28 protein-coding genes and 1 pseudogene are annotated in these 26,897 nt (G+C 73.7%); 15 read left to right on the top strand and 14 right to left on the bottom strand.

Annotation, left to right across the window (positions count from 1 at the left end; genetic code table 11):
* Window positions 1-188: 188 nt before the first annotated feature.
* The 3 genes from ACFWP3_RS27990 to ACFWP3_RS27980 all read left to right on the top strand — a co-directional run bounded on the left by ACFWP3_RS27990 (window position 189) and on the right by ACFWP3_RS27980 (window position 4,554).
* Window positions 189-2,729, top strand: a complete 2,541-nt coding sequence (locus ACFWP3_RS27990) for an FtsX-like permease family protein (RefSeq protein WP_384226287.1) — start codon at window positions 189-191, stop codon at window positions 2,727-2,729.
* Window positions 2,730-2,799: 70 nt separating this feature from the next.
* The gene (locus tag ACFWP3_RS27985; RefSeq protein ID WP_384226286.1) at window positions 2,800-3,312 is read left to right on the top strand and encodes a hypothetical protein; all 513 of its coding nucleotides are present in this window, start codon (window positions 2,800-2,802) and stop codon (window positions 3,310-3,312) included.
* A gap of 114 nt (window positions 3,313-3,426) precedes the next feature.
* Complete coding sequence (locus ACFWP3_RS27980) at window positions 3,427-4,554, top strand: DUF5954 family protein (protein WP_384226284.1); 1,128 nt, start codon at window positions 3,427-3,429, stop codon at window positions 4,552-4,554.
* On the opposite strand, the gene ACFWP3_RS27975 is transcribed toward ACFWP3_RS27980, so the two are convergent.
* Window positions 4,538-5,362, bottom strand: coding sequence for a DUF817 domain-containing protein (locus tag ACFWP3_RS27975; RefSeq protein ID WP_384226281.1), 825 nt, complete (start codon window positions 5,360-5,362; stop codon window positions 4,538-4,540). The two genes, ACFWP3_RS27980 and ACFWP3_RS27975, sit on opposite strands and share 17 nt — an antisense overlap.
* 494 nt (window positions 5,363-5,856) lie before the next feature.
* On the opposite strand from ACFWP3_RS27975, the gene ACFWP3_RS27970 reads away from it, so the two are divergent.
* Window positions 5,857-6,546 (top strand): DUF4232 domain-containing protein, encoded by a 690-nt coding sequence (locus tag ACFWP3_RS27970; protein ID WP_384226279.1) that lies wholly within the window; start codon window positions 5,857-5,859, stop codon window positions 6,544-6,546.
* 63 nt (window positions 6,547-6,609) lie between these two features.
* On the opposite strand, the gene ACFWP3_RS27965 is transcribed toward ACFWP3_RS27970, so the two are convergent.
* Complete coding sequence (locus ACFWP3_RS27965) at window positions 6,610-7,341, bottom strand: intradiol ring-cleavage dioxygenase (protein ID WP_384226277.1); 732 nt, start codon at window positions 7,339-7,341, stop codon at window positions 6,610-6,612.
* Window positions 7,342-7,584: 243 nt separating this feature from the next.
* On the opposite strand from ACFWP3_RS27965, the gene ACFWP3_RS27960 reads away from it, so the two are divergent.
* Window positions 7,585-8,160: a type 1 glutamine amidotransferase domain-containing protein gene (locus ACFWP3_RS27960; protein WP_384226303.1), complete on the top strand. Its 576-nt coding sequence runs from the start codon at window positions 7,585-7,587 to the stop codon at window positions 8,158-8,160.
* 100 nt (window positions 8,161-8,260) lie between these two features.
* On the opposite strand, the gene ACFWP3_RS27955 is transcribed toward ACFWP3_RS27960, so the two are convergent.
* The gene (locus ACFWP3_RS27955; protein ID WP_384226275.1) at window positions 8,261-8,446 is read right to left on the bottom strand and encodes a CsbD family protein; all 186 of its coding nucleotides are present in this window, start codon (window positions 8,444-8,446) and stop codon (window positions 8,261-8,263) included.
* Window positions 8,447-8,617: 171 nt separating this feature from the next.
* On the opposite strand from ACFWP3_RS27955, the gene ACFWP3_RS27950 reads away from it, so the two are divergent.
* From ACFWP3_RS27950 to ACFWP3_RS27935, 4 genes and pseudogenes are all read left to right on the top strand, one after another.
* A complete protein-coding gene (locus ACFWP3_RS27950) occupies window positions 8,618-8,773 on the top strand; it encodes a DUF6131 family protein (protein WP_384226273.1) in 156 nt (51 codons plus the stop codon).
* A gap of 175 nt (window positions 8,774-8,948) precedes the next feature.
* Window positions 8,949-9,344: pseudogene (locus tag ACFWP3_RS27945) on the top strand (hypothetical protein); the annotation flags it as partial.
* Window positions 9,242-9,757, top strand: a complete 516-nt coding sequence (locus ACFWP3_RS27940) for a SpoIIE family protein phosphatase (RefSeq protein WP_384226301.1) — start codon at window positions 9,242-9,244, stop codon at window positions 9,755-9,757. The pseudogene ACFWP3_RS27945 and the gene ACFWP3_RS27940, both read left to right, overlap by 103 nt.
* 46 nt (window positions 9,758-9,803) lie before the next feature.
* On the top strand, window positions 9,804-10,226 hold the full coding sequence (locus tag ACFWP3_RS27935) for a CBS domain-containing protein (protein ID WP_384226271.1): 423 nt from the start codon (window positions 9,804-9,806) through the stop codon (window positions 10,224-10,226).
* Window position 10,227: 1 nt separating this feature from the next.
* Here the strand turns inward: ACFWP3_RS27935 and ACFWP3_RS27930 are convergent, their stop codons facing one another.
* From ACFWP3_RS27930 to ACFWP3_RS27905, 6 genes are all read right to left on the bottom strand, one after another.
* On the bottom strand, window positions 10,228-10,599 hold the full coding sequence (locus ACFWP3_RS27930; protein WP_384226268.1) for a low affinity iron permease family protein: 372 nt from the start codon (window positions 10,597-10,599) through the stop codon (window positions 10,228-10,230).
* A gap of 40 nt (window positions 10,600-10,639) precedes the next feature.
* The gene (locus tag ACFWP3_RS27925; protein ID WP_384226266.1) at window positions 10,640-11,146 is read right to left on the bottom strand and encodes a hypothetical protein; all 507 of its coding nucleotides are present in this window, start codon (window positions 11,144-11,146) and stop codon (window positions 10,640-10,642) included.
* A gap of 45 nt (window positions 11,147-11,191) precedes the next feature.
* On the bottom strand, window positions 11,192-11,728 hold the full coding sequence (locus ACFWP3_RS27920) for a hypothetical protein (RefSeq protein WP_384226264.1): 537 nt from the start codon (window positions 11,726-11,728) through the stop codon (window positions 11,192-11,194).
* A 70-nt stretch (window positions 11,729-11,798) separates the two neighbouring features.
* Window positions 11,799-12,530, bottom strand: coding sequence for a metallophosphoesterase (locus ACFWP3_RS27915; RefSeq protein ID WP_384226261.1), 732 nt, complete (start codon window positions 12,528-12,530; stop codon window positions 11,799-11,801).
* A complete protein-coding gene (locus ACFWP3_RS27910; protein ID WP_384226259.1) occupies window positions 12,527-12,781 on the bottom strand; it encodes a hypothetical protein in 255 nt (84 codons plus the stop codon). Before ACFWP3_RS27910 ends, ACFWP3_RS27915 begins: the two co-directional genes overlap by 4 nt.
* Window positions 12,778-13,431, bottom strand: coding sequence for a nucleotidyltransferase family protein (locus ACFWP3_RS27905; protein ID WP_384226256.1), 654 nt, complete (start codon window positions 13,429-13,431; stop codon window positions 12,778-12,780). Before ACFWP3_RS27905 ends, ACFWP3_RS27910 begins: the two co-directional genes overlap by 4 nt.
* A gap of 242 nt (window positions 13,432-13,673) precedes the next feature.
* Here ACFWP3_RS27905 and ACFWP3_RS27900 point away from each other — a divergent pair, with 242 nt between their 5' ends.
* Both ACFWP3_RS27900 and ACFWP3_RS27895 read left to right on the top strand, forming a co-directional pair.
* Complete coding sequence (locus ACFWP3_RS27900) at window positions 13,674-14,366, top strand: HAD family hydrolase (RefSeq protein WP_384226298.1); 693 nt, start codon at window positions 13,674-13,676, stop codon at window positions 14,364-14,366.
* Entirely contained in the window at window positions 14,363-15,985 is a 1,623-nt protein-coding gene (locus ACFWP3_RS27895) for a phospholipase D family protein (RefSeq protein WP_384226254.1), read from the top strand. Before ACFWP3_RS27900 ends, ACFWP3_RS27895 begins: the two co-directional genes overlap by 4 nt.
* Window positions 15,986-16,059: 74 nt before the next feature.
* Here the strand turns inward: ACFWP3_RS27895 and ACFWP3_RS27890 are convergent, their stop codons facing one another.
* Complete coding sequence (locus ACFWP3_RS27890; RefSeq protein WP_384226251.1) at window positions 16,060-16,560, bottom strand: hemerythrin domain-containing protein; 501 nt, start codon at window positions 16,558-16,560, stop codon at window positions 16,060-16,062.
* A 116-nt stretch (window positions 16,561-16,676) separates the two neighbouring features.
* On the bottom strand, window positions 16,677-18,866 hold the full coding sequence (katG, locus tag ACFWP3_RS27885; protein ID WP_384226249.1) for a catalase/peroxidase HPI: 2,190 nt from the start codon (window positions 18,864-18,866) through the stop codon (window positions 16,677-16,679).
* Window positions 18,867-19,033: 167 nt separating this feature from the next.
* On the opposite strand from katG, the gene ACFWP3_RS27880 reads away from it, so the two are divergent.
* Entirely contained in the window at window positions 19,034-19,465 is a 432-nt protein-coding gene (locus ACFWP3_RS27880; protein WP_384226247.1) for a Fur family transcriptional regulator, read from the top strand.
* Window positions 19,466-19,553: 88 nt separating this feature from the next.
* Window positions 19,554-19,796 carry a hypothetical protein gene (locus ACFWP3_RS27875; protein ID WP_384226244.1) on the top strand — a complete coding sequence of 81 codons (243 nt, stop codon included), beginning with the start codon at window positions 19,554-19,556 and terminating at the stop codon, window positions 19,794-19,796.
* A 26-nt stretch (window positions 19,797-19,822) separates the two neighbouring features.
* On the opposite strand, the gene ACFWP3_RS27870 is transcribed toward ACFWP3_RS27875, so the two are convergent.
* Window positions 19,823-23,659, bottom strand: a complete 3,837-nt coding sequence (locus ACFWP3_RS27870; protein ID WP_384226242.1) for a CHAT domain-containing protein — start codon at window positions 23,657-23,659, stop codon at window positions 19,823-19,825.
* A 66-nt stretch (window positions 23,660-23,725) separates the two neighbouring features.
* Between ACFWP3_RS27870 and ACFWP3_RS27865 the strand changes: the two genes are divergently transcribed.
* Together ACFWP3_RS27865 and ACFWP3_RS27860 are read left to right on the top strand one after the other, a co-directional pair.
* Entirely contained in the window at window positions 23,726-24,115 is a 390-nt protein-coding gene (locus ACFWP3_RS27865; RefSeq protein WP_384226239.1) for a hypothetical protein, read from the top strand.
* On the top strand, window positions 24,112-25,077 hold the full coding sequence (locus ACFWP3_RS27860; RefSeq protein ID WP_384226237.1) for a hypothetical protein: 966 nt from the start codon (window positions 24,112-24,114) through the stop codon (window positions 25,075-25,077). Before ACFWP3_RS27865 ends, ACFWP3_RS27860 begins: the two co-directional genes overlap by 4 nt.
* On the opposite strand, the gene ACFWP3_RS27855 is transcribed toward ACFWP3_RS27860, so the two are convergent.
* Window positions 25,074-25,778 (bottom strand): sigma-70 family RNA polymerase sigma factor, encoded by a 705-nt coding sequence (locus ACFWP3_RS27855; RefSeq protein WP_384226235.1) that lies wholly within the window; start codon window positions 25,776-25,778, stop codon window positions 25,074-25,076. The two genes, ACFWP3_RS27860 and ACFWP3_RS27855, sit on opposite strands and share 4 nt — an antisense overlap.
* A 144-nt stretch (window positions 25,779-25,922) precedes the next feature.
* Window positions 25,923-26,645 (bottom strand): hypothetical protein, encoded by a 723-nt coding sequence (locus tag ACFWP3_RS27850; RefSeq protein ID WP_384226232.1) that lies wholly within the window; start codon window positions 26,643-26,645, stop codon window positions 25,923-25,925.
* Between the last annotated feature and the right edge of the window lie 252 nt (window positions 26,646-26,897).

Raw genomic sequence — 26,897 nt, 5'->3', positions numbered from 1 at the left:
ACGCGCCAGCCGCGCCAGCCGCGCCAGCCGCGCCAGCCGCGCCAGCCGCGCCAGCCGAACCAGCCGTACCCAGCCGAACCAGCCGCGTCAGCCGTACCAGCCGCGTCAGCCGGCCCGTCCGGCCCCGCCAGCCCCCAGCCACCGGCTCGCACCCGCCGAGCCCGCCTCCTCCGAGGAAACGCACACCCATGTTCCGTACCGCCCTGCGCAACGTGCTCGCGCACAAGGCACGCCTGCTCATGACCGCGTTCGCGGTCATGCTCGGCGTCACGTTCATCTCCGGCAGCCTCGTCTACGGCGACAGCCTCAGCCGCGCCGCAACGGCCCGGGTGACCGAAGGCTACGAGCGCATCGCCGTCAGCGTCTTCCCCGAAAAGCCCCAGGGCGCCGCCGCCGGACCCGCCGGCATCGACGCCGGGACGGTGGGCACCCTCGCCAAGGTCTCCGGAGTCGCCGCCGCCACGGGCCGCGTCGACGGGTTCGCCGCCGTCGCCGACCGCGAGGGCCGGCTGCTCGGTCACGGACCGTCCCACCGGGGCGGCAACTTCGCCCCCGGAGCGGACGGCACGGATCCCGCCTACCGCTTCACCCAGGGCTCCGGACCGACCGGCAACGATGCGGTCGCCCTCGACGAGACCACCGCCGCGAAGGGCGGCTACCGCATCGGTGACACCGTGCGCGTCGGCACGAACCAGGGCGCCTCCTCGTACACGCTGACCGGAATCTTCCGTACCGACGGGACCACGCGCACCTCCGGCGGCAGCCTGACCCTGTTCGCCGACACCACCGCCCAGCGACTCTTCCTCCAGCCCGGCCGCTACCAGAACATCGAGCTGACGGCCGCGCCCGGCACCGGCGCGCAGCAGCTCCTCGGCCGTGTCGAACAGGTGCTGCCCCAGGGCACCGGCGCGGCCACCGGGGCCCAGCTCGCCCGGATCCAGGTCAACCTCGCCACCAGCGACAGCGACACGATGAGCCAGATCCTGCTGGGCTTCGCCGCGGTCGCGCTGTTCGTCGCCACCTTCCTCATCTCCAACACCTTCACCATGCTCGTCGCCCGACGCACCAGGGAACTGGCCCTGATGCGGGCCGTGGGCGCCTCGCGCAAGCAGGTGCGGCGCATCCTGCTGACCGAGACCCTGCTCGTCGGCGCGATCGCCTCCGCGGCCGGCCTCGCCCTCGGCACCGGGGTCGCCGCCCTGCTGCAGCGGCTGTTCGGTGCCGCCGACACCCCGGCCGCCCCGCTCGTCCTCACCCCGGCCACCGTGATCACGTCCCTGCTGGTCGGCACGGCCCTGCCCATGGTCGCCGCCTGGCTGCCGATCCGCCGGGCCATGTCCATCCCGCCCGTCGCCGCGCTCAGCGCCGCCGAACCCCCGGCCCCCGCACGCGCCGGCTCCCTGCGGACCGGCCTCGGCGCGGCGCTGGTCCTCACCGGTACGGCCGCCACGGTGTACGGGGCCCTGACCACGGGCCGGGACGCCCGGATGGTCATCGGCCTCGGCGCGGCCCTCGCCCTCACCGGGGCGATCGCTCTCATCCCGCTGCTGTCCCGGCCGTTCGTGGCACTGCTCCAGCCGCTGCTGACGCGCCTCAGCCCGGTCTACGGGAACCTCGCCGCCCGCAACACCGTGCGCGACCCGCGCCGCACCGGCGCCACCGCCGCCGCGCTCGCCATCGCCCTCACCCTCGCCTCGGGTCTGTCGATCCTCGGAGCCTCCGCCGCCCAGTACCTCGACCGCGCGACCACCCACGACTTCACCGCCGACTACCTGGTGAAGCCCGCCGAGGGCGGCATGGGGATGACCCCCGCCACCGCCGCGGCCCTGGAGAAGCTGCCCGGCGCGGCCGTCAGCCCGCTCAACCAGTCCACCGAGTACCGCCTGGCCGGCACCTCCTCCGTACTCACCGGCGTCAACCCGGCCACCATCGGACGGCTGCTGCGCTACGACGTGATCGAGGGCTCCCTCGACAGCCTGGCCAAGGGCCAGATCGCCGTGGCCGAATTCAAGGCCAAGGCGGCCGGCTGGCGCGTCGGCCAGACCCTCCCGGTCCAGCGCCGGGACGAGCAGCACGGCAGCGTCACCATCGGCGCCATCTACCGGGCCGACGAGCAGAGCAACCTGCTGCCGAGCATCACCGCACCCGACTCCCTCGTCGCCCGCTACGACACCGACCCGCACACCGACGCAATCCTCGTCGCCACGGACGGCGGACCCAGCCGGGCCGCGCTCGGCGGCATCACCCGCGCCCTCGGCGACAACCCCGCCCTGGCCGTCCGCGACGAGGCGGAGATCCGGGCCGAGGACAGCGGATCCATCGGCGACCAGCTCAACGTCTTCTACGCCCTGCTCAGCATGGCCCTGGCGATCGCCGCACTGGGCATCGCCAACACCCTCGCGATGTCCGTCCTCGAACGCCGCAAGGAGATCGGCACCCTGCGCGCCCTCGGTGTGGACCGCACGGGTGTGACCCGGATGATCCGCCTGGAGGCCCTGCTCCTTGGCGGGCTCGGCGCGACCCTGGGCACGGCCCTGGGTGTGTTCCTGGGCTGGGCGCTCGGCCGCACCCTCCAGGAGAACGTCGTCGGCTACACGCTGGTCCTGCCCTGGGGGCGCCTCGCGCTGGGCGTGCTGATCGCCCTGGCGGGCGCGCTGCTCGCCTCGCTGTGGCCGGCCCGCAGGGCCGCCCGCGTCGACATCCCCGCCGCCACGGCGGCGCAGGCCTGACGCGTCCGGGCCCCGCCAGTCGCCTGGTCGGACGTGTGTGGCTCAATGGTCCCGGAGGGGAAGGGGCAGTGTGAACCAGGCAGAACGAGCACCCATCGAGGACACGCGCTTCGGCGGGATCACCGTCCGGCAGGACGGCCGGCACCGGATCGAGGTGGCGGGCGAGGGGATCCCGCACGTCGTCCTGGAGCGTGACCCGGAGGCGGAGGCGGACCCGCACATCGCCATCGGCACACGTGATCCGGCCCGCCTCCGCATGCTGGTCGACGGCCTCGAAGCCGGGCTGAATCCGGGCAAGGGCAGGCTGAGCAGGCGCTCGTACCGGGTGGACGTCCGCCACGACGGGGCGGACTACCGCCTGGTCCCGGACTCGGTCCCCAGCAGCCGGCTCACCCGGGACGGCGTGCACCTGGGCGACTTCTCCTCCGACGGCGACGAGACGGTCATCGCCGAGTGGAAGGAGGGCGCCGAGACCCGGCCCGCGGACGCCGCCATCGGCTACGCCCTGGCCTCGGCGTTCGGCACGGGCGGCCAGCCCATGTGGATGATGATCGTCGACGGAGTGACCGACGCGCTTCCGTAGCGGGCGCTCCGCGCAAGCGGCTGCCCCTCCCGGACCGTATCCCCGCGGACGCCGCCCGGCGGGCGAATCGGCGAATCCGGGACGGCTTCGTGCCGCGGTCGCCAAGATGAACGCATGGACCGTGGGGTAGTGGGGCCGGGCGGGTCGCGGCCGATGGTGGTACGGGTGCCGGTCGAGCCGGTGGAAGCCGCGATGGAGGCCGATGCGGTCGACGCCGTGCACCGGGCGGGCGATGTCGTCGTGCGCGGCCCGCTGTTCGGGGTGGCCGAGCAGGGCCCCGCGGACGGGCCGCGGTGGCGGATGGCGATCGCGGTGACGGCCGGCTGCCCGCAGCAGGCGCGTGACGCGCTGAACTCGCGCCTCTGGTTCCGTGCGAAGGACGAGGCACAGGACCGGGTGGAGCGGCGCGCGCTGCTGGCGGCGGTCGCCCGGCTGGAGACCGAGCGGGTCGACGACCTCGAAGCGGCCGGGACCCGGTACCGGGTCGTGCGCGCCGAGGAGTACGCCGCCTCCGGCCCGGGCGGCATCGAACAGCCGCGCCCGACCGATCCGGAGCCGCCCGTACCCGACTGGGACCGTGCCACCAGGGGCCCGGAGATCGACGACGGACTGGTCCTGGACCCGGACGCGCCGGTCACCCCCAGCCAGGCCGCCGAGCAGCTGGCGCTGCGCGAGCTGTGCTACTCGGGCGAGCGCTTCCCCGAAGACGTGCGGGAGGATTCGCGGCGGGCGCTGGTCACCCACCCGGATGTCCTGGTGCTTCCCGCGACGTTCACGGTGGCGGAGCGGACCGACGGCGGCTGGAGGCCGGTCAGCGGCCCGCACGAGTCGCCGCACGCCGCCCGCAGGTCGCTGGACTTCGCGCTGACCTGGATGTGGCCGCGGATGCGCGGACTCATCCCCGAAGACGCCGCCCCGCAGACCGACGCCCGCACCCGGGCCAAGGAGGGCGCGGCCGCCGCGGACGGCGCGGCCGTGCACGGCGAGGGCGGCGCGGACGCGGCCGACCGACGTGCCGCGGAGCTGGCCGCGTACGCTGGGGCCGCCGACACGCTCCGGGCCGGACGCGTCAACCGGCTGGAGTTCCAGGGCAGCGTGTACCAGATCGTCCGCACCCGCCGGCTGCTGCGGTGGGGCCCCGACGGGCCCGAGGGACCGCGCCCGTCCGACGTCAACAGCCAGGACCCCGCCCGCATCCACCTCACGCTCGACGAGGACGGCAACGTCATCCCCGAAGACTGACACGGAGCCCGACGCGGCGGGCCCGGGTCCGGTGGTGCACGGCGGCTCCGAGCACGCACAGCACGCTGACCAGCAGCGCCCACGCGCCGAACTTCTGCACCGACACCGGCTCCCAGCCGTCGAGCTGGTACGGGTACCGCCAGGCCCCGGCGTAGGTCGCGATGTTCTCCGCCACCCAGAGGAAGAAGCCGATCAGGACGAAGCTCAGCGGCATCGGCATCCAGTAGCAGTGCTTGCCCACCGTGTAGTGCACCCGGGCGGTGGCGGTGACCGCGACCAGCAGGGCTGCCAGCGGCCAGCGCAGGTCCGGCAGCCAGTGGTGGCTGAGGAAGTTCACGTACAGCGCGCCGGCCGCCACCGCGGTCGCGGCCGGGCGGTAGCCGGTCAGCTCCAGCCTGAGCAGCCGCCACACGGCGCAGATGTAGCTGCCGACCGCCGCGTACAGGAAGCCCCCGTAGAGGGGCACACCGCCGAACTTCAGCACCGCGTCCTCCGGATACGACCAGGAGCCGAGGGCCACCTTCACGTACTCGAAGACCAGGCCCAGCAGGTGGCAGCCGGCGATCACCACGAGGTCCCGGCCGCGCTCCCAGCCGGTCAGCCGGAAGACCACGCTCAGCAGCACCCCGTAGCCGAACAGCAGGTCGTAGCGGGCCACGGGCAGTTCGGGGAGCAGCCCGGACAAGCCCACCCCGGCGAGCAGGGTCACCGCGAACGCGCAGGAGGCGGCCTGGAGCAGGCCGAAGCGGACCAGCTGGCGCAGGGCGTGCGCCGCCCGGTGGACGGGGGCGGATCTCGGGAGGGGCATGTCCTTCAGGATGCCCGCGGGGGTGCGGGCGGTTCTGCCCGGGGGGCCGAAGCTCTGGAGTTGCTCAAAGCCGGATTGGCGCGCGGGCCGCGGCGGGCATCTCCCCCACACGGGCAAGACCGGACGCAGGGAACGGAACGGGGGGCGGGACACATGGACTACCTGGTGATGGTGGGGATCATCTTCTTCGTGCTACTCATCGCCGCGGTGCGCGGGGCCGGACAGCAGTCGCGGCGGAGGCGCCGGCGCGGTTCGTGGTCGAGCGGAGACGGCGGCGGTGGCGGCTGCGGGGGTTCCTCTTCGTGCGGGGGCTCGTCGTGCGGGGGCGGCGGCGGAGGCGACTGACACCGCGGTACGGCGTACGCGCGGGCGCACGTCATGGTGGCGTCACGGAACCGCCACAGCGTGGCGCTCCCGGGAACCCGGGCGGGGCACGATGCTGTGTCCCGCGGCGAGTGCCGGTGCGGGACCGGTCGTGAACCTCGGGAGCGCTCATGCAGTACACGACAGCCGTCGGCCGGTCCGCGGCAGCGCTGGTGGCGGCGGTGGCGGTCACCGCCCTGATGGCGGGCTGCACCCCGGCCGGCGACGAGGGCGCGATCCCCGATCCGTCGTCGCCGACGCCCACCGCCGCACCCACGGCCACGCCCACGGCCGCACCCACACCCACCGGAGGCGCCTCGGTGGGCGGCGGTACGGGCGGGAGCGGTACGGGCGGGATCGGTACGGGTGGTGGGGCGAAGGCCTGCACGATCGACCAGATCGAGGTCTCCGAAGCCCGCCAGGCCGAGGTCCGGCCGCCCGGCACGGGGACGGGCGCCGCCATCGTCTCGGTCACCAACACCTCGACCCGGCCGTGCACGCTCCGCGGGTTCCCGACGGTCGCCGGTGCCGGCCACGGCTCGCCCGACAAGAACCACCCGCTCACCGTCACCCACAGCGGCCCGGCCGCCACGGTGTCCCTGGCCCCGGGCGGCCGCGCCTGGACCAAGCTCACCTTCGTCAACGTCCAGGGCGAGGCCGACGGCTACTGCGCGTCCGGCGCCACGCCCGCCGCCTTCCCCACGCTCGTCCTCGGGGTGCCCGGCGCGGGCTCGCACCAGATCGCCATGGACGACGGCGTCTTCGCCGAATGCGACGACAAGGCGACCGTCACGGCCTTCTCGTCGGCCCAACCCTCCTGACGGCCGCGGGCGCCGTCCGCGCTGAACAGTTGCGGGCGGAACCGCACCGGTGCCGCTGTGGCGTCAGGCGATTCCGACGGTGTACGCGGCGCGGTAGCCGTTGCCGTCGGGCGTGGGGGCCAGGGTCATGGCGGCGCCGGTGGAGTTGTAGCGGCTGTCCCGGGCGTTGGGGTGCTCGGGCGCCGAGCGGCGGGCGTAGGGCTGGCCCGCGTACACCTTCAGCAGGAGGTCTTCGGGGAAGAAGAACTGAGAGGTCGTCTCGGTACGGGTGTCCGGGCGCACCTTGAAGTGGATGTGCGGGGCCAGCCCCGCGTACCAGCCGGGCACGATCGTCCGGAACACGCACCGGCCGGCGGCGTCGGTGACCTGTGTGCCGCGCAGGAAGGTGGCCCCGCCGGTGGAGTAGGTGCCCGAGGAGTCGGCCTGCCACACGTCGACGGTGGCGGCCTCGAGGGGCCGGCAGCCCGCCGACACCCGGACCACCGTCAGGTCCAGCCGGAAGGGAACCCCGGCCCGGCCCTCCGTGATGTCCGACCGGACCCGGTCCAGTTCCAGGTAGTAGGGGCCCGCGCCCGCTTCGGTGGCGAGGACGCAGGATGGGCTGCTGCTGCTGCTGCTGCTGCTGCCGGTCGGCCGGGGCGGGGAGGCCGGGGCCGACGGCTGCCCGGCCGCTCCCCGGGTGCCGGCCGGGTCGGCGCAGGCCGCGGTCAGCAGGGCGGCCCCGGCCGATCCGGCGGCCAGCAGGACGGCGCGGCGGCTGGTAGGGGAGGTGCGGGAGGTGTCGTTCTCGGCCATGCGAACCCCTCACAGGTGGCCCCGGGCGCCGTCGCACGCGGACGGCGGAACACTGCGCCCACCGTGCCGGACGGCACGGTTCCGGCCCGGCACCGACACTCCGCGTTCCCCCGGTCGGGCAGGCGACCGCCGGGCGCCACGGGCGCCACGGGCGGCGCAGTCGGCCGAATGCGTGCTCCCGGGCCGGGTAAGCGCACAACATGTCCGAAACCTCACCACCGGAGTGGAGGGGAAGTGAGTGGTGTGCGCATCGCGTTCCTGACCGCGCCCGTGGGCGTGGAGGAGATCGAACTGACCGCACCGTGGAAGGCGGTCGAGCAGAACGGCTGGATCCCGCAGCTGGTCTCGACGGCGCCCGGACGGGTCCAGGCGTTCCGGCACTTCGACAAGGCCGGCACCCACCCCGTCGATCACGTGCTCGCGGGCGATACCTCGGACGCCTTCGACGCGCTCGTCCTGCCCGGGGGAGTGGCCAACCCCGACGCCCTGCGCGTGAACCGGCGGGCCGTCGGATTCGTACGGAGCTTCTTCGAGGCGGGCAAGCCGGTCGCGGCGATCTGCCACGCGCCCTGGACCCTGGTGGAGGCGGATGTCGTACGGGGCCGGACGCTGACCTCGTGGCCGAGCCTGGCGACCGACATCCGCAACGCGGGCGGCACCTGGGTGGACGAGGAGGTGCAGGTCTGCCACAAGGAGCCCGCGACGCTCGTCACCAGCCGCCAGCCCGCTGATCTGGACGCGTTCTGCGCCGTCCTGGTCCGGGAGTTCGCCGACAGCGAGCGGTCCTCGGGCCGACGTTCGTCGGCCGCGTCCTCCTGATCCGGAAGGCACGAAGGCCGTCTCCGGACACCGGTCCGGAGACGGCCTTCGCGCGGGTGCGCAAGGCGCGGGGCGTGCGCTTCCGCTCCCGCCGACCGCGCTACTTGTCCATGGTGTCCTTGATCGTGTCCTTGATCTTCTCCTTGGCCCCGCGGGCGTCTCCCTTGGTCTTCTCGGCGCGTCCCTTGGTGGTGAGGCGCTCGTTGCCGACGGCCCGGCCCATGGTTTCCTTGGCCTTGCCCGTCGCCTGTTCCTTCTTGGCCCGCATCTTCTCTTCGCCCGACACGATGTCACTCCCATCGGCTTGGAATCGGTCCTTGGCAGCGTCTAACCGGTTCCGGGCGTCGCAAACTTTCCGTACTTCCGCCGATAACGGCCGCGCAGGCGGGTAGACGCCGTCTGCGGCCCTGCTGCGGGGCAAATCGTTCCGCAGCCTTCCGCGGGATTGAGGGACATCATGCTCGTCCTTGGAATCATCTTGTTGCTCGTCGGCTGGCTGACCGGCATAGGCATCCTGTGGACCATCGGCATCGTCCTGATCGTCGTGGGCGCCATCCTGTGGATCCTCGGTTCGGTCGGGCACGCGGTCGGCGGCCGACGCCACTACTGGTGACGGCCCCGACGGGTGACCCGTCGTGGAGGGTGCGGAAGCCCCGAACCCGCTGGGTCCGCTGCTGGAGGCAACCCAGCGAGCGGCCCCCGGCGAGCTGCCCGAGGTGGTGCAGGACGCCATCCGGGAGCTGGGGCTGCTCGACGCGGTGATCTTCCTCGCGGACCTCCAGCAGGGAATGCTCACCCCCCTCGACGAAGGGCGGGCCGAAGGGCGGGCAGCGCGCCCCGGCGCGCGCCGGCCGGCCGCCCGTGCCGGCGGGGAGTGCCTCCCGGTGGACGGCACCCTCGCCGGCTGGGCGTACCGGACCGGAGCCACGCAGCTGACGTCCGGGCCCGAGCTGGTGATGTGGATCCCGCTCGTGGACGGGGCGGAGCGGATCGGCGTCCTGCGGCTGACCGCCCCCTCGCTGGACGCGGCCCGGCTCGCGCAGTGCCGGGCGCTCGCGGCGCTGGTCGCCAAGATCGTCATATCGAAGGCCGGCTTCAGCGACACCATCCTGCGCACGGTCCGCACCCGACCCATGAGCCTCACCGGCGTCTTCGCCGACCTCGACACGCGGACGGGCGGTCTTGCCTGGGTCAACTGCGGCCACCCCGTACCGCTTCTCATCCGCGGCCACCACGTGGTCGCCGACGCGCTCCAGCGCGATGTGCAGCCCCGCTCGGCATCAGCCCCCGCCACGCGCCGCGCGTACGGAGCACCGTCCACCACGCGCAGCTGGAGCCCGGCGACCGGATCCTCATCCACGCCGACGGCGTCACCGAAGCCCGCTGGGAGACCGGCGAGCAGTTCGGCGAGGAGCGCCTGATCTACACGGTCGTACGGGCCACCGCCGCCGGAGAGGCCGCCCCCGAAGCCCTGCGCCGCCTCGTGCGGGCCATCCTCGACCACCACCACGGCCACCTCAAGGACGACGCGACGATCCTCCTCGCGGAATGGCACCCCCCGTCCGAGGAGGCGCTTGGCGAGCGCCGGGGCGGGTAGGCGCCCCGGCAGAACCGCTTTGCTTCCAGCAGCGGGAGGAGCAGCCATGACGCGACGCGTTCACGAGGTGATGACCGAGAAGCCGGTGACCGTCGAAAAACTGACATCGCTGGCAGAAGCCGCACGGGTGATGCGGGACGCCTCCATCGGAGACGTCCTCGTCGTCGACGAGGGCCGGCTGCGCGGCATAGTGACCGACCGGGACCTCGTCATCCGCGGCATGGCCGACAACCGGGACCCCGCTGACACGACCGTGTACGCGATCTGCACCACGGAACCGGTCACCGTGGCGCCCGACGACGGCGTCGACCAGGCCATGGACCTCATGCGCCGGCACGCGCTGCGACGGCTCCCCGTCCAGACGCGGGACGGGGAGCTCGTCGGTGTCGTCACCCTGGGCGACCTCACGGTGGAACGGGACCCGGGATCGGCCCTCGCGGCCATCGCCGCCGCCGAACCCGACAGCTGAGCTATTCCTGCTCCTCGATCCGGATGGCCTTCTCCAGGTCCCGCTGAGCCTTTCCCCGGGCGCCCTCCTGCTGTTCCAGGAGGGCGGCGGCGATGGCGTCCAGCTTGCGCTGGATCGCGTGCTCGGCCCGCCGCTCCGAGTTCTTAAGCAGGGCCAGCAACAGCAGGGACACCGCGGCCATGGCATCCCCGGCCAGGAGCTGCCACGTCGTCGGCAGGTGGAGCAGGTGCACGACGACGAATCCCGCCACCAGCAGGACGCACAGGAAGGAGAAGAGCGCGGAGCTCGTGAAGTTGGAGGCGAGCTCGGCCAGTTTCTCGAACCGGCCGAGCCGCCCGGGTCCGCCCTTCTTGGCCGGATGCTCGAATGTCATGCCCGGCGCCTGCCCCGCGCCGGCCCGCCGAACCGCATCGTCAGGTCCGCAGCAGCCGGCCGAAGAACGACCGGTAGCGCTGCAGGGCCAGCCGCAGGTCCTCGGTGGCCACCTGTTCGCCCTGCTGCCACTGGCTCTCCAGCTCACTCTTGTGGTCGGAGAAGGTCGCGGCGAGGGTCTGCATGACCTCGGCGACCAAGCCGTCGGCGTCGCGCACCGCACCCTGCGGGTCGTCCACGAAACGGGCCTGGATCTCGCCCCAGGTCTTCTGGTACTCCTCGGCCTCCTGCACGGGAAGCAGTGATTCCTCTTCCTCCGTCTCCGGCTGGACGGCCTCCGTCCGCTCCGCGGCCGCGCCCTGCCCGTAGGCGGTCTCCTGCCCGTATGCGGTCTCCTCCCCGTACGGGGTCTCCTCGGCGTCGGTGACGTCCGCCTCCTGCCGCATCTCGTCGCGGTCCTCCTCCCGGGCCTCGTCGGCGGTCGCCTCACCCGGGTACAGCGGCGGCGGCTCGCCGCCCCCGGGGTGGGCCAGCTGTTCCGTGGTCAAGCGCTGTTCCTCGCTCCGCTGTTCGTCGTCCCTCTGCATTTCGGGTCACCTCGTCGTCCCGACCAGTTCGTCGAAGAGCGCGCGGTAGTGCACCATGGCCCCGCGCAGCTCCTCCGTGGTTGCCTGCCCGCTGCTGCTGCGGATGTTGACCTCGTGCGCCGCGCGGTAGTGCTCCAGGGTCCGCCCGTGCTCGACAGACAGCTCGCGCACCTGCTGCTCGTATCCCTCGGTGGGGTAGCCGCGGTCCCGCATCAGGCGGGTGACCAGCTCGTCCGCCTGCGCGACCGCGCCTTCCGGCCGGTCGACGAAGCGCTGCTGGACGCTGGTCCACGCGTCGGCGTAGCGGTGGCGTTCCGCCGCGGGGAGTTCCCTGATGTCGAGGCCGTCGTGCCGGACCTCGCGGTCCCGCAGCTCGGCATCGGCAGCGTGCTTGCTGCCCGTGTGCTCCACGGTCCGCTCGTATTCCGGACCGAACCGCTCCTGCAGCCGGCGCCGCCGCTGGTACATCCACGCGGCGATGCCGGCGAGGACCAGTACGACGACGACCGGGATCAGGACGGCGAGAAGTGTGCTGGTGGACATGGAATCCTCCGCAGGCCGTCTCCGTTGTTCCGGTGTTCGACGCCCTCGCGCCTGCCCTCATCCGGCCCGCTCAAACCGTCGGCACCGCGAGGTGGTAGAGCGCGAAGGCGCGGTCGATGACGGGCATGGCGACGTTGCGGACCCTCACCCCGCCCGCCGTCATGCCGTGTTCCGTGCCGAGGTGGGCGTGCCCGTGGACGGCGAGGTCGGCGCCCGCCTCGTCCACGGCCTCCGCCAGGAGGTAGCTGCCGAGGAACGGATAGATCTCCAGCGGCTCGCCCGCCAGCGTGTCCGGCACCGGAGAGAAGTGCGTCAGCGCGATCCGCAGCACGCTGCCGCCGTCCCCCACCTCCCGCAGCGCCCGGCCCAGGCCCTGCGCGCAGGTCCGGGTGTACCGGATGAAGGCCTTCATCTCCGGCTCGCCGAACTCGCTCGCGCTGCGCCCCGCGAAGCCCCCGCAGAACCCCTTGGTCCCCGCGACACCGACCCTCGTACCGCCGATGTCGAGGACCACGCCTTCGCCCTCCAGGACGCGGACGCCCTCCGCGGCCAGTTCCCGGACCACGAGGTCCTGCTGATCGCTCTGGTAGTCGTGGTTGCCGAGGACGGCCACCACGGGCAGCGGCAGCCCGGACACCTCGCGGGCCACCACCCGGGCCTCCTCCGGGGTGCCGTGCCGGGTGAGGTCGCCCGCCAGCAGCAGCAGGTCCGCGCAGTCGCCGAGCGTGTCGAAGGCCGGGCGCAGCAGGCCCGCGCTGCCGGGGCCGAGGTGGATGTCGCCCACCGCCGCGACGCGGATCACGACAGCTCCTCGGCGTGGTCGGGAGGCCCCGCGCGGTTCACCGTCAGATCCTCCTGCCAGTCCACGCCCGCCAGCTCCTCCGCCGCGATGCGCAGGACGGCCGCCCGGGTGTCCGCCCCCGAGACGTGCCCCCAGACCAGAGCCCCGGCCCCGCGCACTTCGACGCGTACGCCGAGCTCCGAGACGTCCTCCCGCGCCAGGCGGCCGCGCAGGCGCTCCACGCGGTACTCGATGTTGTCGGGCGAGGTCATGGCGCCGCCTCCCGGGAGTCGATGACGCGCAGCCGTTCCAGCAGGTACAGGAAGGCGTCGGGCAGGGGGTCGGCCCGGTGGGTGCGGTCGAGCCGGTCCCAGTCGATCTGCTCCCTCAGCATCCGGGCCATGGGCAGCAGGTCGCCGAAGTCGCAGTAGTGCTCGCACAGCGCGGCCAGCAGGCTGTCCATGAGGTCGGTGGGGGAGAGCACCGGCATCCACACGGAGTCCACCGACTTCACGGCCGCCCGGTCGAGGAGTTCGGTGCTGACCGGTTTGCGGGCGAGCTCGAAGATCAGGTCGATGTCCTCCCCGCCGGAGCTGCCCTTGACCAGCCAGTCCTCCGGCGCCCTGCGGATGGATATCCCGCCGGCCTCCAGTGCCTGGATGACCGCGCCGGCGTCCTCGTGCCGCACGCAGAAGTCCGTGTCGTGCTGGAAGCGGGCCGGCACCCCGTGTGCGAACGCGGCCACGCTGCCGGCGAGGGCGAAGGGCTGCCCGGACTGCTTGAGCAGCGCCGCCACGTGCTTGGTGAGCTCCAGGATCGCCTGGGTGTGGTCCTTCGGCAGCTGACCGCCGGACAGGGCCGGCGGGCTGAGGCTCCCCGGGGGCGGGAGACCGCCCGGCCGGGAGGGAGGATGGCTGGTCATCGGGGCCTCGCTCACTCACGGCGAGCACGCCGCACGTGCTCGGGACGGGCCGGTGGCCCCGCCGGGCTCGGCCGGGGCCCGGCCGTCACGGCAGGCGTCTAACCATTTCCGTACCCTCCGAAACCCCGTCGGCGCGGCGGGGGAGTGGGCGTGGGCCCGGCGGGTAGACGCCGGGCGTGAGCCCGCCCGTGGACGACGGCTCCCGCGCGAGCCGGGCCGCGGACGACATCCTGGAGGCGGAGATGAACCGCGCCGCGCTGTTCGACGTCGACGGAACCCTCGCCGATACCAACCACCTGCACGTCGCCTGCTGGTGGGAGGCGCTCCGGCAGGCGGGCCACCCGGTGGCGACGCACGACATCCACCGGGCGATCGGCCTTCAGGGCGGGGACCTGCTCGCCCGGCTGCTCGGCGACGACCGGGACACGGGCGAGGACGACGCGCTCGGCGCGGCGCACGACACGCTCTACGGCACCTACTTCGACCGGCTGCCCGGCCTCGACTCGGCCGCCGAACTGCTGCGCGAGCTCGACCGGCGCGGCTGGCGGGTCGTCCTGGTCACCTCCGCGAGCGGCACCGAGCTCGCCGCGCTGAGGAGGGCCGTCGACGCCGACGACGCCATCACCGCCGCCACCAGCGCCGACGACGTCAGCGAGGGGAAACCGGCTCCGGAACCGGTGATCCGCGGCCTCGGCCTCGCCGATGCGGCCCGGCAGGACGCCGTCTTCGTCGGCGACACCGTCTGGGACATGGAGGCGGGCGCCCGCGCCGGGGTCACCTGCGTCGGCCTGCTGAGCGGCGGGATCCCCCGCCAGGACCTCGAAGAGGCGGGGGCCCGCGCGGTGTACCGCCACCCGGCCGACCTGCTGGCCGGCCTGGACCACAGCCCGTTCGCGGACCCACCGCGCCGGCCGGGCCCGAGGACGACACCGTGACGCGCGCGGACTGGCTGCTCACCGCGGGTGAACGGGGCAACCCCGCGACGCGGCTCGACGAGCGCCACCCGGACGGATCGGCCTGGACCGGAGGGAACCGCGCACGGGCCCTGGTCCACGGCGCCACGTACTTCGCCGAGCTCCTGACCGGGATCCGCGCGATGCGCGCGGGCGACCTGCTCCTGTTCACCGACTGGCGCGGCGACCCCGACGAGCGGCTCGCCGGACCCGGTACCGGGATCGGCGCCGTCCTCGGCCGGGCGGCGGAGCGCGGGGTCATCGTCAAGGGGCTGCTGTGGCGTTCGCACCTGGACGGCCTCCACTTCAGCGAGCAGGAGAACCGCCACCTCGGCGAGGAGATCGCCGAAGCCGGCGGCGAATGCCTGCTCGACCTGCGGGTGCGGCCCGGCGGGTCACACCACCAGAAGCTGGTCGTCCTGCGCCACCCCGGCCGTCCGGAGCTGGACGTCGCGTACGTCGGAGGCATCGACCTCTGCCACAACCGCAACGACGACGCCACCCACCGCGGCGACCGCCAGTCGCTGCCCATGGCCGCCGCGTACGGGCCGCACCCGCCCTGGCACGACGTCCAGCTCGCCCTGCGGGGACCGGCCGTCGGCGACGTGGAAACCGTCTTCCGCGAACGCTGGGAGGACCCGTCGCCGCTCGGCCGCAGCCCCCTCGTCCGCCTCCAGGAGCTCCTGCACCGCGAGGACACCTTCGCGGACACCCTGCCCCCGCAGGCGGCCGATCCACGACCCCGCGGCACGCACACCGTGCAGCTGCTGCGCACGTATCCGAACCGCCTGCTCCACGGGTACCCCTTCGCACCCGACGGCGAGCGCAGCATCGCACGGGGCTACCTCAAAGCGCTGCGGCGGGCCCGCGCCCTGATCTACCTCGAAGACCAGTACCTGTGGTCACCCAGGGTGGTCGAGTCCTTCGCGCGGGCGCTGAGCTCGAACCGGCGGCTGCGGCTGATCGGGATCATCCCGCTGGTCCCCGAGCAGGACGGCCCGATCACCCTGCCGATGAACCTGATCGGGCGGATCACCGCCCTGGACGAGCTGCGCCGCGCCGGCGGCGACCGCGTCGCGGTGTACGGCCTGGAGAACCCGGCCGGAACCCCCGTCTACGTGCACGCCAAGGTGTGCGTGATCGACGACGTGTGGGCCTCCGTGGGCTCCGACAACGTCAACCTCCGCTCGTGGACCCACGATTCGGAGCTCAGCTGCGCCGTCCTCGACCAGAGCCGCGACCCCCGCGAGCCGGCCGACCCGGGCGGACTCGGCGACGGCGCCCGCGTCTTCGCCCGCGAACTGCGCCTGGAGCTCATGCGCGAGCACCTCGACGCGGAAGCCCCGGACCGCGCGGACCGGCGGGCACCGGATGCCCTGTGCGACCCGGTGACCGCCTTCGACCGTTTCGAGCAGACCGCCGCCGCCCTGGACGCCTGGTACGAGGACGGCCGCCGCGGGCCGCGCCCGCCGGGCCGGCTGCGCCGCTACGTCCCGCCGGACCTGCCCACGCCGAAGCGGCTGCTCGCGACCCCGCTGCACCACGTCCTGGTCGACCCGGACGGACGTCCGATGGGACTGCGGCGCCGCAACGCGTTCTGAAGGCGCCGACCCCTGGGAGAGGCCGCACGCGAGCCGCACGTCAGCCAGGTGAGCTCTGCCGCCGAGGCGCCCGGTCAGCCCTTGCCGACGATCTTGCGGACGTTCTCGATGCTGCCGCAGCCCGACGCGAGCTGCTTCTCGCGCTCCCGCAGGAAGGCCGCGCCCAGCTCGGCCCGGCGCTCGTCCGGGACGCCTTCCCTGGCACCGTTGAGGATGGTCCGCTCCTCCTCGTCCAGGTGGTGCGAGACCGCCTTGACCAGGTCCTCCAGCCGCGCATCCCACGCGTCGGAGCCGACGTCGTCCACTTCCAGCAGCGCCAGCAGCGCCTTGTTGCCCTCGGCGTGCTCTTCCTCGCCGTGGTCCACTTCCTCGTTGTCGACGTCCTTGAAGCGTTTGAGCGCCCCGTAGACCTCGATCTCCTCCGCCTCTCCGTGCGCGATGAGCAGGGCCGCGAACCTCTCCCGTGCTCCCGCGCGGTCCGCCTCGATGCTCCGCATGCGGCGGAACAGCTCCTCCATGGTGCGGTGGTCCTTGAGGATCACCTCGACGACGTCCTGGTCCTTCCCGCCTGCCATACCCTTCGCCTCCTCTACCGGGGTTCCGACATAGGGGGCGGCTGCCCCCGCTCCGCCCGTTCATGCGACGCTGCCGGCCCCGGCCGGCCCGGTGCGGGCCGGCCGGGACGCCGGGCTCAGGCGAGGTCGAACCGGTCCAGGGTCATGACCTTGTCCCACGCCGCCACGAAGTCCGCCACGAACTTCTCTCCCGCGTCCTCGGACGCGTAGACCTCCGCGACGGCCCGGAGCTGGGAGTTCGAACCGAAGACGAGGTCGACCGCGGTGGCGGTCCACTTGAGCTGGCCCGAGGCACGCTCCAGGCCCTCGAACACGTTCTCGGCCGAGGCCGACGCCTTCCACTCCGTACCCATGTCGAGCAGGTTGACGAAGAAGTCGTTGGTCAGCGCGTCCGGCCGCTGGGTGAGGACACCGTGCGGGGACTGCTTGAAGCCGGTGTTCAGGGCCCGCATGCCGCCGATGAGGACCGTCATCTCGGGCACGGTCAGCGTCAGCATGTTGGCGCGGTCCAGCAGGAGCGTCTCCGGCGACAACTTCTCTCCCGCCGGGAGGTAGTTGCGGAAACCGTCCGCCCGGGGCTCCAGCACGGAGAACGACTCCACGTCCGTCTGCTCCTGCGAGGCGTCCGTACGCCCCGGTGCGAACGGGACCGTGACCTCGTGCCCGGCGTTCTTCGCGGCTTGTTCGACGGCCGCGCACCCGCCCAGGACGATCAGGTCGGCGAGCGAGACCTTCTTCCCGCCGCTCTGCCCTGCGTTGAACTCCTCCCGGATCCCGTCGAGGGTCCGCACCGTCTCGGCCACCTCGGGCGAGGCGTTGACCGTCCAGTCCTTCTGCGGCGCGAGACGGATCCGGGCCCCGTTGGCCCCGCCCCGCTTGTCCGTGCCGCGGAAGCTCGCCGCCGCCGCCCACGCGGTGCCGGCCAGTTGGGACACGGACAGCCCCGAGGCCAGGATCCGGGCCTTGAGGTCGGTGGTCTCCGCGCTCCCGACCAGCTCGTGATCGACCGCGGGGACGGGGTCCTGCCACAGCTGCGGCTCCGGGATCCACGGTCCGAGATAGCGGGACAGGGGCCCCATGTCGCGGTGCAGCAGCTTGTACCAGGCCTTGGCGAACGCCTCCGCGAGCTTGGCCGGGTTCTCGTGGAAGCCCTTCGAGATCGGCCCGTAGACCGGATCCAGCTTTAGCGAGAGGTCCGTCGTCAGCATGATGGGAGCGTGCCGCTTCGACGGGTCATGGGCGTCGGGCACCGTGCCCTGGGCCGACGGGTCCTTCGGGGTCCACTGCTGCGCACCGGCCGGGCTCCTCGTCAGCTCCCAGTCGTAGCGGTACAGGTTGTCCAGGAAGCCGTTGTCCCACTTCGTCGGCTCCGTCGTCCACGCGCCCTCCAGCCCGCTGGTGAGCGAGTCGACACCACTGCCGCTGCCGTACGAGTTCCGCCAGCCGAGGCCCTGCTGCTCGACCGGGCCGGCCTCGGGTTCCGGACCGATGTACTCGGGATCGACCGCGCCGTGGCACTTGCCGAAGGTGTGCCCGCCGACGATCAGCGCGACCGTCTCCTCGTCGTTCATGGCCATGCGCGCGAACGTCTCGCGAATGTCCTTGGCGGCGGAGACCGGATCCGGGTTTCCGTTGGGGCCTTCCGGATTGACGTAGATCAGGCCCATCTGCACGGCTCCGAACGGACCGGTCAGTTCCCGGTCGCCCGTGTAGCGCTCATCACCGAGCCAGGTGTCCTCGGGACCCCAGAAGATCTCCTCGGGCTCCCAGATGTCCTCCCGGCCGAATCCGAAACCGAAGGTCTTGAAACCCATTGATTCCATCGCGCAGTTGCCGGCGAACACCAGAAGGTCGGCCCACGAGATCTTCCGGCCGTACTTCTGCTTGACCGGCCACAGCAGACGGCGCGCCTTGTCGAGGCTCGCGTTGTCGGGCCAGCTGTTGAGAGGGGCGAAGCGCTGGGCGCCGGAGCCGCCACCGCCCCGGCCGTCGGCGATCCGGTACGTGCCCGCGGCATGCCAGCTCATCCGGATGAAGAGCGGCCCGTAGTGGCCGTAGTCGGCGGGCCACCAGTCCTGCGAGGCCGTCATCACCTCGAAGACGTCCCGCTTCAGCGCGTCGACGTCGAGGGTTGCGAACTCCGCCGCGTAGTCGAAGTCCCCGCCCATCGGATTGGCCTGCTCCGAATGCTGGTGGAGAACCTGGAGGTCCAGCTGGTTCGGCCACCAGTCCCGGTTCGTCCTGGGTTGGGTCGCCGCCGGGGCCGGGGAGGGGATCGCTGGGTTTTCGCTTTCGCTGCGGGACACGTACGTCCTTCTTCCTGTCTCGGGGTTTCCCTCTGCTGGCTGCATTCCGTTTTGAGACCGTCTGTCCTGAGTCGGCGTCCGTTATGGTTGCGCACCGCAGACCGCCTCGCCCGAAGGCGTGCCGGTAGACTTCCGTCATCCCGCCGAGCCCGAACTGTGAGCCGAACATGAGTGACCTGCTGGAGAGACTCCGAGGGCGCCACTGGCGCATGACCTCCCAGCGGCGTGTCGTCGCGGAGGTCCTCGACGGCGAACACGTGCACCTCACGGCGGACGAGGTGCACGCCCGCGCGGCCCGGCTGCTGCCCGAGATCTCCCGCGCGACCGTCTACAACACCCTGGGCGAACTGGTCACCCTCGGCGAGGTCCTCGAGGTCTCCACCGACGGCCGCGCCAAGCGCTACGACCCCAACGCGCACCACCCGCACCAGCACCTGGTCTGCTCGGCCTGCGGCCTCATCCGCGACGTGCACCCGACCGGCGACCCGCTGGCCGGCCTCCCGGCGGAGGAGCGGTTCGGCTTCGCGGTCTCCGGGGTCGAGGTCACCTACCGCGGCCTGTGCCCGGCCTGCGCGGCCGGTGCGGCCCGGACTGAATGAGACGCCCGTAGCTGGGCAGGTGCCCTGTGGATCGCCGTGGCGGGGCCGCTTCCAGGTGCCCCGGTCATGAAGTGGAGGCGAGCTGCGCATGACCGAAAGCGCGAGTCCCTACATCTCCGCGGCGCGGGTCACCGTACTCGCCGTGAACCCCGGTGACCCGCCGTTCCGCATCGTGGAGATCGACGGCGAGTTCGTCAGCACCGCCAGGTCCATGACGGACGTGCTGCTGACCGCGGCGGCCAACGGCATCACGGTCCACGACCTCGACGACCCGGACGAGGTCCGGTGGGTGGGCGGCGGGAAGTACCGCTGGAGCGCACGCCCGTTCTGACCCGGCCCCCGGCCCCGTCCGGCAGCTCAGGCCCCCACGTGGAGGTGCGCGGCCCAGCGGGTGGGGGTCAGCGGATAGCGGTCGCGCAGGTCCCGCAGCGTCTCGTTCAGGGCGCGGGCCGCGTCCGCCGTGTCCGCGGGCCGTGTGCCGCCGTGGGTCAGCCGGAGGTAGAAGCCCTCGGCGACGGCGGCGGCCGCACGGTCGACGACCGGCCAGAGCGTACCGATGGCATGCGGATAGCCGGACAGCTGGAACGCGGCCGCGATGTGGACGGCCTCGTCGGCCAGGCGCGGGCTGCTGACCGCCGTACCGCACGCCGAGAGGTAGACCAGCTCCGCCCGCTCCAGCCTGAGCCCGGCGATCTCCGAGACGGTGAGCGGCCGGCTCTCGTGGTCGGCGAGGAGCAGCCGGCCCCGCGAGGGGTCGGCCGGATCGCCCACGCCGTGGCAGATGAAGTGCACCAGGCCGTGGTGTCGGAGACGGGCGCGTACGGCGGCCGCCGTGGCCTCGGCGCCGACCAGGGTGCTGACCTCCCCGTACGGTGCGAGCAGTTCGGCGGTGATGCCCGCCTCGTTGGTGGCCTGGGACAGCGGCGGCGCCCCGGGTGTCCGGGGCATGGCCACGACGAGCGCGGCGGGCACCGGCCCGCCGGGCTTTCGCCGGGCCCGCGCCCGGGAGCGCGAGTGGCCCAGGGCGCGGAGCGTGGTGGTCGTGGAGGACACCGTCCGGTCCAGCAGGGTCGGCGGCAGCAGGTCCGGTGTGCGCGGTGCGCGGTGGCGGCCGGCCGCCTGGAGCGGCAGCCGGGCCAGGAAGCCCACCGGGCACCACCAGATCCGCGGCGGCCCCCCTTCCGGGACGGAGCCGTCGATGCCGAGGTGGTCGAGCACCGGCCCGGCGACGGCGTCCCACAACCACTCCAGCAGGGCGTGCACCTCCTCCTGCGCCCGCTCGCGCGCGGTGAAGTCGCTCGCGCCGGCCGCCGCCTCGACCACCTTCGGGAGGCCGGCCATCCGGTCCAGGGCCTCCTCGGCCACCAGCAGCGGCAGCGGTACGACCTCCACGTGGTGCCCCGGAGCGGTGCCCGGACGCAGAACCAGCGCGTCGGACCGCCGCGGACCGCTGTAGACGAAGACGACGGGCCCCGGCTCGGCCTCCCGGGCCAGCAGTCCGATGGCGGGAGGCCGCAGGAACCCCTCGTGGCCGGGCAGGGAGCGGATGCGCTCCAGCAGGGCGGTCCACCGCTCACCGCGGCGGTACCGCTCCTCGGCCTGCCCTGAACCGGGAGCCGGCGCCACCGGCTCCCGTACGGACGCGGCGCGCAGCTCCTCGTACTCCCGGGCCAGCGCCGGGTGGGTACGCCGCAGCGCCTCGACCTCGCCGTCCGGGCCGGGCAGCGCGTCGGCCTGGAGCCGGCCGCGGCACTGTTCGAGCAGTTCGACGGCGCGCTCGGGCCTGCCCGCCGCCACGGCCGCCTCCGCGGCCGTGTTGGCCAGTCCCGCCGCCCCCTGGAGCAGGTGCTGCCGGTCCCGCCGTGCCAGATCCCGCGGCGCGATCAACGGGATCTGGGCGACGGCCTGTTCCACGGCGGCCAGCGCGGCCGTCGCGTCCCCCCGGGCCATCGCCGTCCTGGCGAGGGCGCCGGCCGCGCTCTGCACGGTGTGCGGTGCGGCGGTGGTCATCGAGGTGATCGTGCGGCAGATCTCCTCGGCCTCGGCGGCCGCCTGCGGGACTGTGCCCGTCGCGGCCTGTTCTTCGAGGGCGCGGGCCAGGAGCAGCAGGAAGCCGTCCTTCCGGTGGGGGGCGTGCGCGGAGGCCGCGGCGCAGGCCGCCCGGGCCGCCGCCACGGCGCCGGGCAGGTCGTCCGGGAAGCCGTCGAGGAGGCCCTCCTCCTCGTGCGTGCAGCGGTGCCGCGTCAGGAGCAGCTCGGCCAGAACCGCCCGGGCCTGGGCTCCGTTCGGATCCTCCGGGGGCACGGCCAGGGCCCCCGGCTCCAGGTAGCCGCGTGCCTTGACGAGCGCCGCCGTGAGCCCGCTCCGCCGGTAGAGGTCCAGGCACGCCTGCCCCGCTTGCAGCCGCAGCGCCGGGTACCGCCCGTCGTCCTCGGGGCAGGCCGCCTCGGCCCGGACGGCGCACATGAACGACTCGGTGGTGCGCGATCCGGCCGTGTGCGCGTCGGTGGCCCGGTCCGCCGCATGGTCGAGTACGCCGCCCAGCTTGGCCAGGGCGAGGGCGCGCCCGATGCCGCCGGCGGGAGCGAGGGCCAGGGCCCGCCGCGCGACCTGCTCGGCCTCGTCGAGCGCGTCGAGATCCTCGCGCCGCTGGTACAGCAGCTGCAAGACGTCCACGAAGGCGAGGAGTTCACCCAGCGGAGTACCGGGCCGGGCCGGCAGGTGTCCGGCGGCCGACGGGCCGGTCAGCCGCCGGTAGAGCTCGGCGCATTCCACCAGCGCGCTCAGCTCGCCCGTGGAGTCGTAGGCGCGCTTGAGGGTCTCGGCGAGGACCAGCGCCGCCTCCGCCGCGGTGCCGGGCCCGGCGGACTCGGCACGGCGCCGGGCCGTGTCCACGAGCTCAGCGGTCGTCTCCCGGTGCCCGGGCCTGCGGGCGCTCAGGTCCAGGGCGCGGTACAGGTTGTCGAGGGATTCGCGGTGTTCGGCGTGGCCGGGGGGCGCGTGCCGGAGGTTCTTGCGGCAGACGGAGACCGCGAGGCGGACCGTCTCGGCGTCGGACGTCGCCTCGGCCAGGTCCACCAGGAACACGGCGAGGTTGTGCCGCCGGCCGGCCCACTGCGGTGCGTCCCGCGCCGTGGCGGCCACGGCCCTGCGCTGCGTGCTCACGGACTCGCGCAGGGCCTGGAGGTCACCGTCGGCCTCGTACAGGGTGTGCAGGTCCTTGGCGAGGTTGTGCAGCCGCCTGCCGTCCCGGACGGGCGGCTCGGACGGCAGGCTGCGCACCGCCCCACGGCCGGCCGCGACCGCCTTGCGCAGCTGGTCGGGATCGCGCGTCCGGTCGTACTGGAGGGAGTGCAGGTGCGCGACGTGGGCCAGCCGTTCGCGGCGGTCGGGATCCGACTCCGGGGACAGGGCCAGCGCGCGGAGGGTCAGGCGCATGCTCTCGCCGAGCGCCCCCTCGTCGCCCGCGCGCAGGTGGGAGTCCAGCAGCAGGCTGGCGAGGTTGAAGAGCACCCGGGGGCGTTCGGGATGGCCGTCGGGACAGCGCCGTACGGCCTCGCGGCTGAGGGCCAGGGCGGTGGGAAGGACCCTGAGGTCGCCGGTGAGGTGCAGCATGCGCTGGAGACCGGTGCCGAGCGCGCACCGCGCCTCCATGCCCAGCGTGTTGGCGTACGGGCTGCCCGGGGGTGTGGCGTCGACCGCTTCGAGCATGAGCTCGAGGCCCAGTTGCAGGGTGGGCCGGTCGCGCAGGCGGTCGTAGCGGTTCAGGGCGGCGAGCCCGTGCCGTCCGAGGGCGGAGATCCGTGCGTGGGGGTCCCGGCGCATCGGCCCGAACGTGCGGGGCAGCCGGGGGAGTCCGCGTACGGCCGCCCGCACCTCGGCCGGGACGAGAGCCGGCAGGAAGGCGTCCGCCCAGGCGTAGAGGAAGAGCGCGGTGCGCCGTTCCCGTCGGCCGTCGGCGCGGCGGGCGCCCGGCAAACGGCGCCGGAACAGGTGGTGTTGCCACAGGAGCGTGGCCAGGGTGTACACGACGTCGAAGTCCGCGCTGTCGGGGTGGGCGCGCCAGCCGGCGGCCATGCGCAGGGCGCGCTCGGCGGCCGCCGGGTCGCACAGCGGGCGGGCGTCCCCGCGCTCCTCGAACAGCGTGACCCGGGCGCGTAGTTCAGGGTATCCGTCGGCCTGCAAACTCGTCACTTTCGGTTATGTGTTCACTGCTCTCGGTGTCTGATCGTCTGTCATCATGACGCCTTGGGAGGTCGGATGTCGGACATGGATCACCGGATCGAGCGGCTGTGCGCGCAACTGGCGGGCGGCGAATTGACCCTCCGCGCCGAGCGGTACGGAGTCGCCGGAGCCTTGGAACGGGTGCTGGGCGCGCTGCGGCAGGGGTCGGATCCCGAAGCGGTGCGCGGGGACCTCGACGCCGTCGACGAGGGCTTCGCGGTGCACGGCATCGACGGCCTGACCACCGGCAGCCGCGCCTACCAGCCCTTGCCGGGCGAAGCCGGCCATCCGGAGCTGCGGGGCTGGGTCTGCCCGGCGCCGCGGCGCTGCGTGCGCTTCGCACCGCCGGGCACCGACGGCGACGGCCGCCCGCCGACCTGCGCGGTGCTGGAGGCCCCGCTCCTGCGGGTCGAGATCCCCCTGTGAACGCCTTCCTCGGCGAGCTCGGCAAGCGGTTCGCCGAGCGCTGGCTCGCCCTGCTCGTACTGCCCGGCGCGCTGTTCGTCGCCGCCGTCACCGTCGCCTCCGTGCTGGGGCACCAGCGTGCCCTGGACGCGGGCGCGCTGGGTGCCTGGATCGACCGGCTGGCCGCCACGCAGGCGAGCGGGAAGACCGGGATCGGCGTGCTCGTGGCGGCCGGCGTGCTGACGGCGGCCGCGGCCGCCGGGCTCGGCGCGTCGGCCCTGGGGTACTTCGTGGAACGGCTGTGGACGGCGGAGGGCCGCGCCTGGCCCCTGCGCCCGCTGGCCCGGCAGCGCAGACGGCGCTGGCTGCGCGCGCAGGAGCAGGTCCGGGTGCGGCGTACGGCGGTCATCCGGTCGGCCGTGCCCCCGAACCGGGCCGACCCGCAGGCGCGGGCGGCCCTGCGCGAGGCGATGGCCCGCTGCGCGCGGACATCCCTGGTGCCGGCCGAACGCCCGACCTGGATCGGGGACCGGCTGCGCGCGGCGGACGTACGGGTCCACCACGCCTACCGGGTCGACCTCACGGCGTGGTGGCCGACGCTCTGGCTGGCCGTCCCGGACAGCACGCGGGACGAGCTGACCCGGGCCCACGCGGCCTACCGGGCCGCCGCGCGGCTGACCGCGTGGGGACTGCTGTACCTGCTGCTCGCCGGATGGTGGTGGCCGGCGGCGCCGGTCGCCGCCGTCACCCTGGCCACGGCCGTGGTCCGGGCGAGAGCCACGGCCGCGGCCCTCGCCCAGCTGGTCGAGGCCGCGGTCGACCTGCACGGCCGGGAGGTCGCCGCGCTGCTCGGCGTCGAGGCCGCGCCCGGCGCCCTCGACGCACGGACCGGAGCCCAGGTCAGCGCCCTGCTCCGCAAGGACGACCTCGTCGCCTTCGACGCCGGCACGCTGGAGTTCGTACCGGAGCAGCCCCGGTTTTAGGCGGCGGGCGACACCAGCAGTTCGGCGGCCGGGCCGGGCAGGCCGGTGGGCCGGGCCGGGACCGGGGTGCGCTGACCCGGCGGGGCCGACGGGGGTTCGGTGTCCGTCAGCAGGGCGATGAGGGCGGTACGGGCACGGGCGACGCGGGAGCGGACCGTACCGATGGGGCAGCCCACGGCGGCGGCCGCCTCGGCGTACGGGAGGCCCAGCAGCTGGGTCAGTACGAAGGCCTCGCGGCGCTCGCCCGGGATCGCCGCCAGCAGTTCCGCCAGCGCGATGCCGTCCTCGAACCCGGGAACACCGTACGGCTGGCTCTGCTCGGCGGCGGTCTGCCAGTCGAACCGGTCCGACAGCCGGGGACGGGCGGCGGCGTGGCGCAGGCTGTCCACGACGGTGCGGCGGGCGATGGACAGCAGCCAGGTGCGGGCGGAGGACCGGCCCTCGAAGCGGGGGAGGGCGGCGAGGGCGCGCAGGAACACGTCCTGGGTCAGGTCGTCGGCGGCCTGCGGGTCCGCACTGAGGTAGGCCACGTACCGCCAGACGTCGCGGTGCAGGGCCCGGACGAAACGGTCCGCCTTCGCGGGGTCGCCGTCGCGGGCGTCGAGGGCCAGCCGGGTCACCGCCGCGTCGGAATCCGGGGTGTGCCGGGCCGGCCGTTCGCCGGCGGGACGGTGCTGGGAGGTGGGCAGGGCAGGAGTCATCGCCACAAGTCCTTAGGCAAGGTGTCCGGCGCCGCGCACGGCGGCGCCGGTGAAGGGGTACGGCCAGGCGGAGCGCATGGCCGATGCCCGAGGCGCGAGGGGCGCTGAGGGAACGCCGTCAGCGCGGGCTCGGGGAACCGGCTGTCACAGGACAGCGGTTCCCGTCGGCGGACCCCGCGAGGTGATGGCGTGGACGAGGAACAGCTGCGGGAGGGCCCGGCCGTGCCGCTCCCGGCGCACGCGGACGCGCGGCGGGAGCGCCGCCGGGGCGAGACCGGCGAGCAGGCGCAGCGGGGCCCGGAGCCGGCCGGCGACGGCGCGCAGGACACGGAAGGCGCCCTGTTCGCCGTAGGCCAGCCACAGTCCGCACAGCAGTGCGGCCAGCAGATGGGCGGCCAGCATCCCGGTCTGTGACATGTCGGCCGGGGACAGGCCCGTCAGCGACATGCCGGCCATGTCGTGGCCGCCGGACGGCATGAGCGCGCCGGCCGCCTCGGACGCGGCGCCGGCCGTGCCGTGCGCGGCGTGGTGCGCGTGGTGGGCGTGCGCGCCCGCGTCCGGCACGGCGGCGGCCACGGCGGCGGCCGGCCGCGCCGGGTGCGCAGGCCGCACGGACGACTGGACCAGGGAGAAGCCCGAGTGGAGCGCGGCCTGCACGGCGACCGTCGCCGTGGTCACGCACAGCAGCCCGCGTTCCCGGCCGGCGAGCGCCCAGGCCGCCGCACCCGTGCCCGCCAGAGCGGCGGACAACGCCCACCAGGGCACGCCCGTACCGGACATGAAGATGTGCCCGACGGCCGCGAGCAGCACGCAGACGGCTGCGAACATCGCAGCCCGTACGGCTCGTAAACAGTGGCCTGGCGTCATGGCGGGTTCATCCTCGCACCAGCTTTCCGGGTTGCGCAGCGGGGTGCGCACTACCTGACAAGTTCTGGAACGCGACCGTGGAGAGCGCCTCGGAGGCCGCTCTCCCGGTGTGGTGCAGGGCACAGGGAAGGACGGGAACCGCACTGCCGGTCCATCCGACTCCCTTCCCGGTCAGCCGAGTTGTGCAACATCCGGGGAAGGGAGACTTCTGTGGCGGCAGAGGGGACGACGGCGGCGAAGGAGTCGGCACCG

This window comes from Streptomyces sp. NPDC058525, assembly GCF_042719495.1.
Lineage (GTDB): Bacteria > Actinomycetota > Actinomycetes > Streptomycetales > Streptomycetaceae > Streptomyces.
The sequence above is the reverse complement of the archived record's forward strand: the minus strand, read 5'-3'. Positions and strand labels throughout refer to the sequence as shown.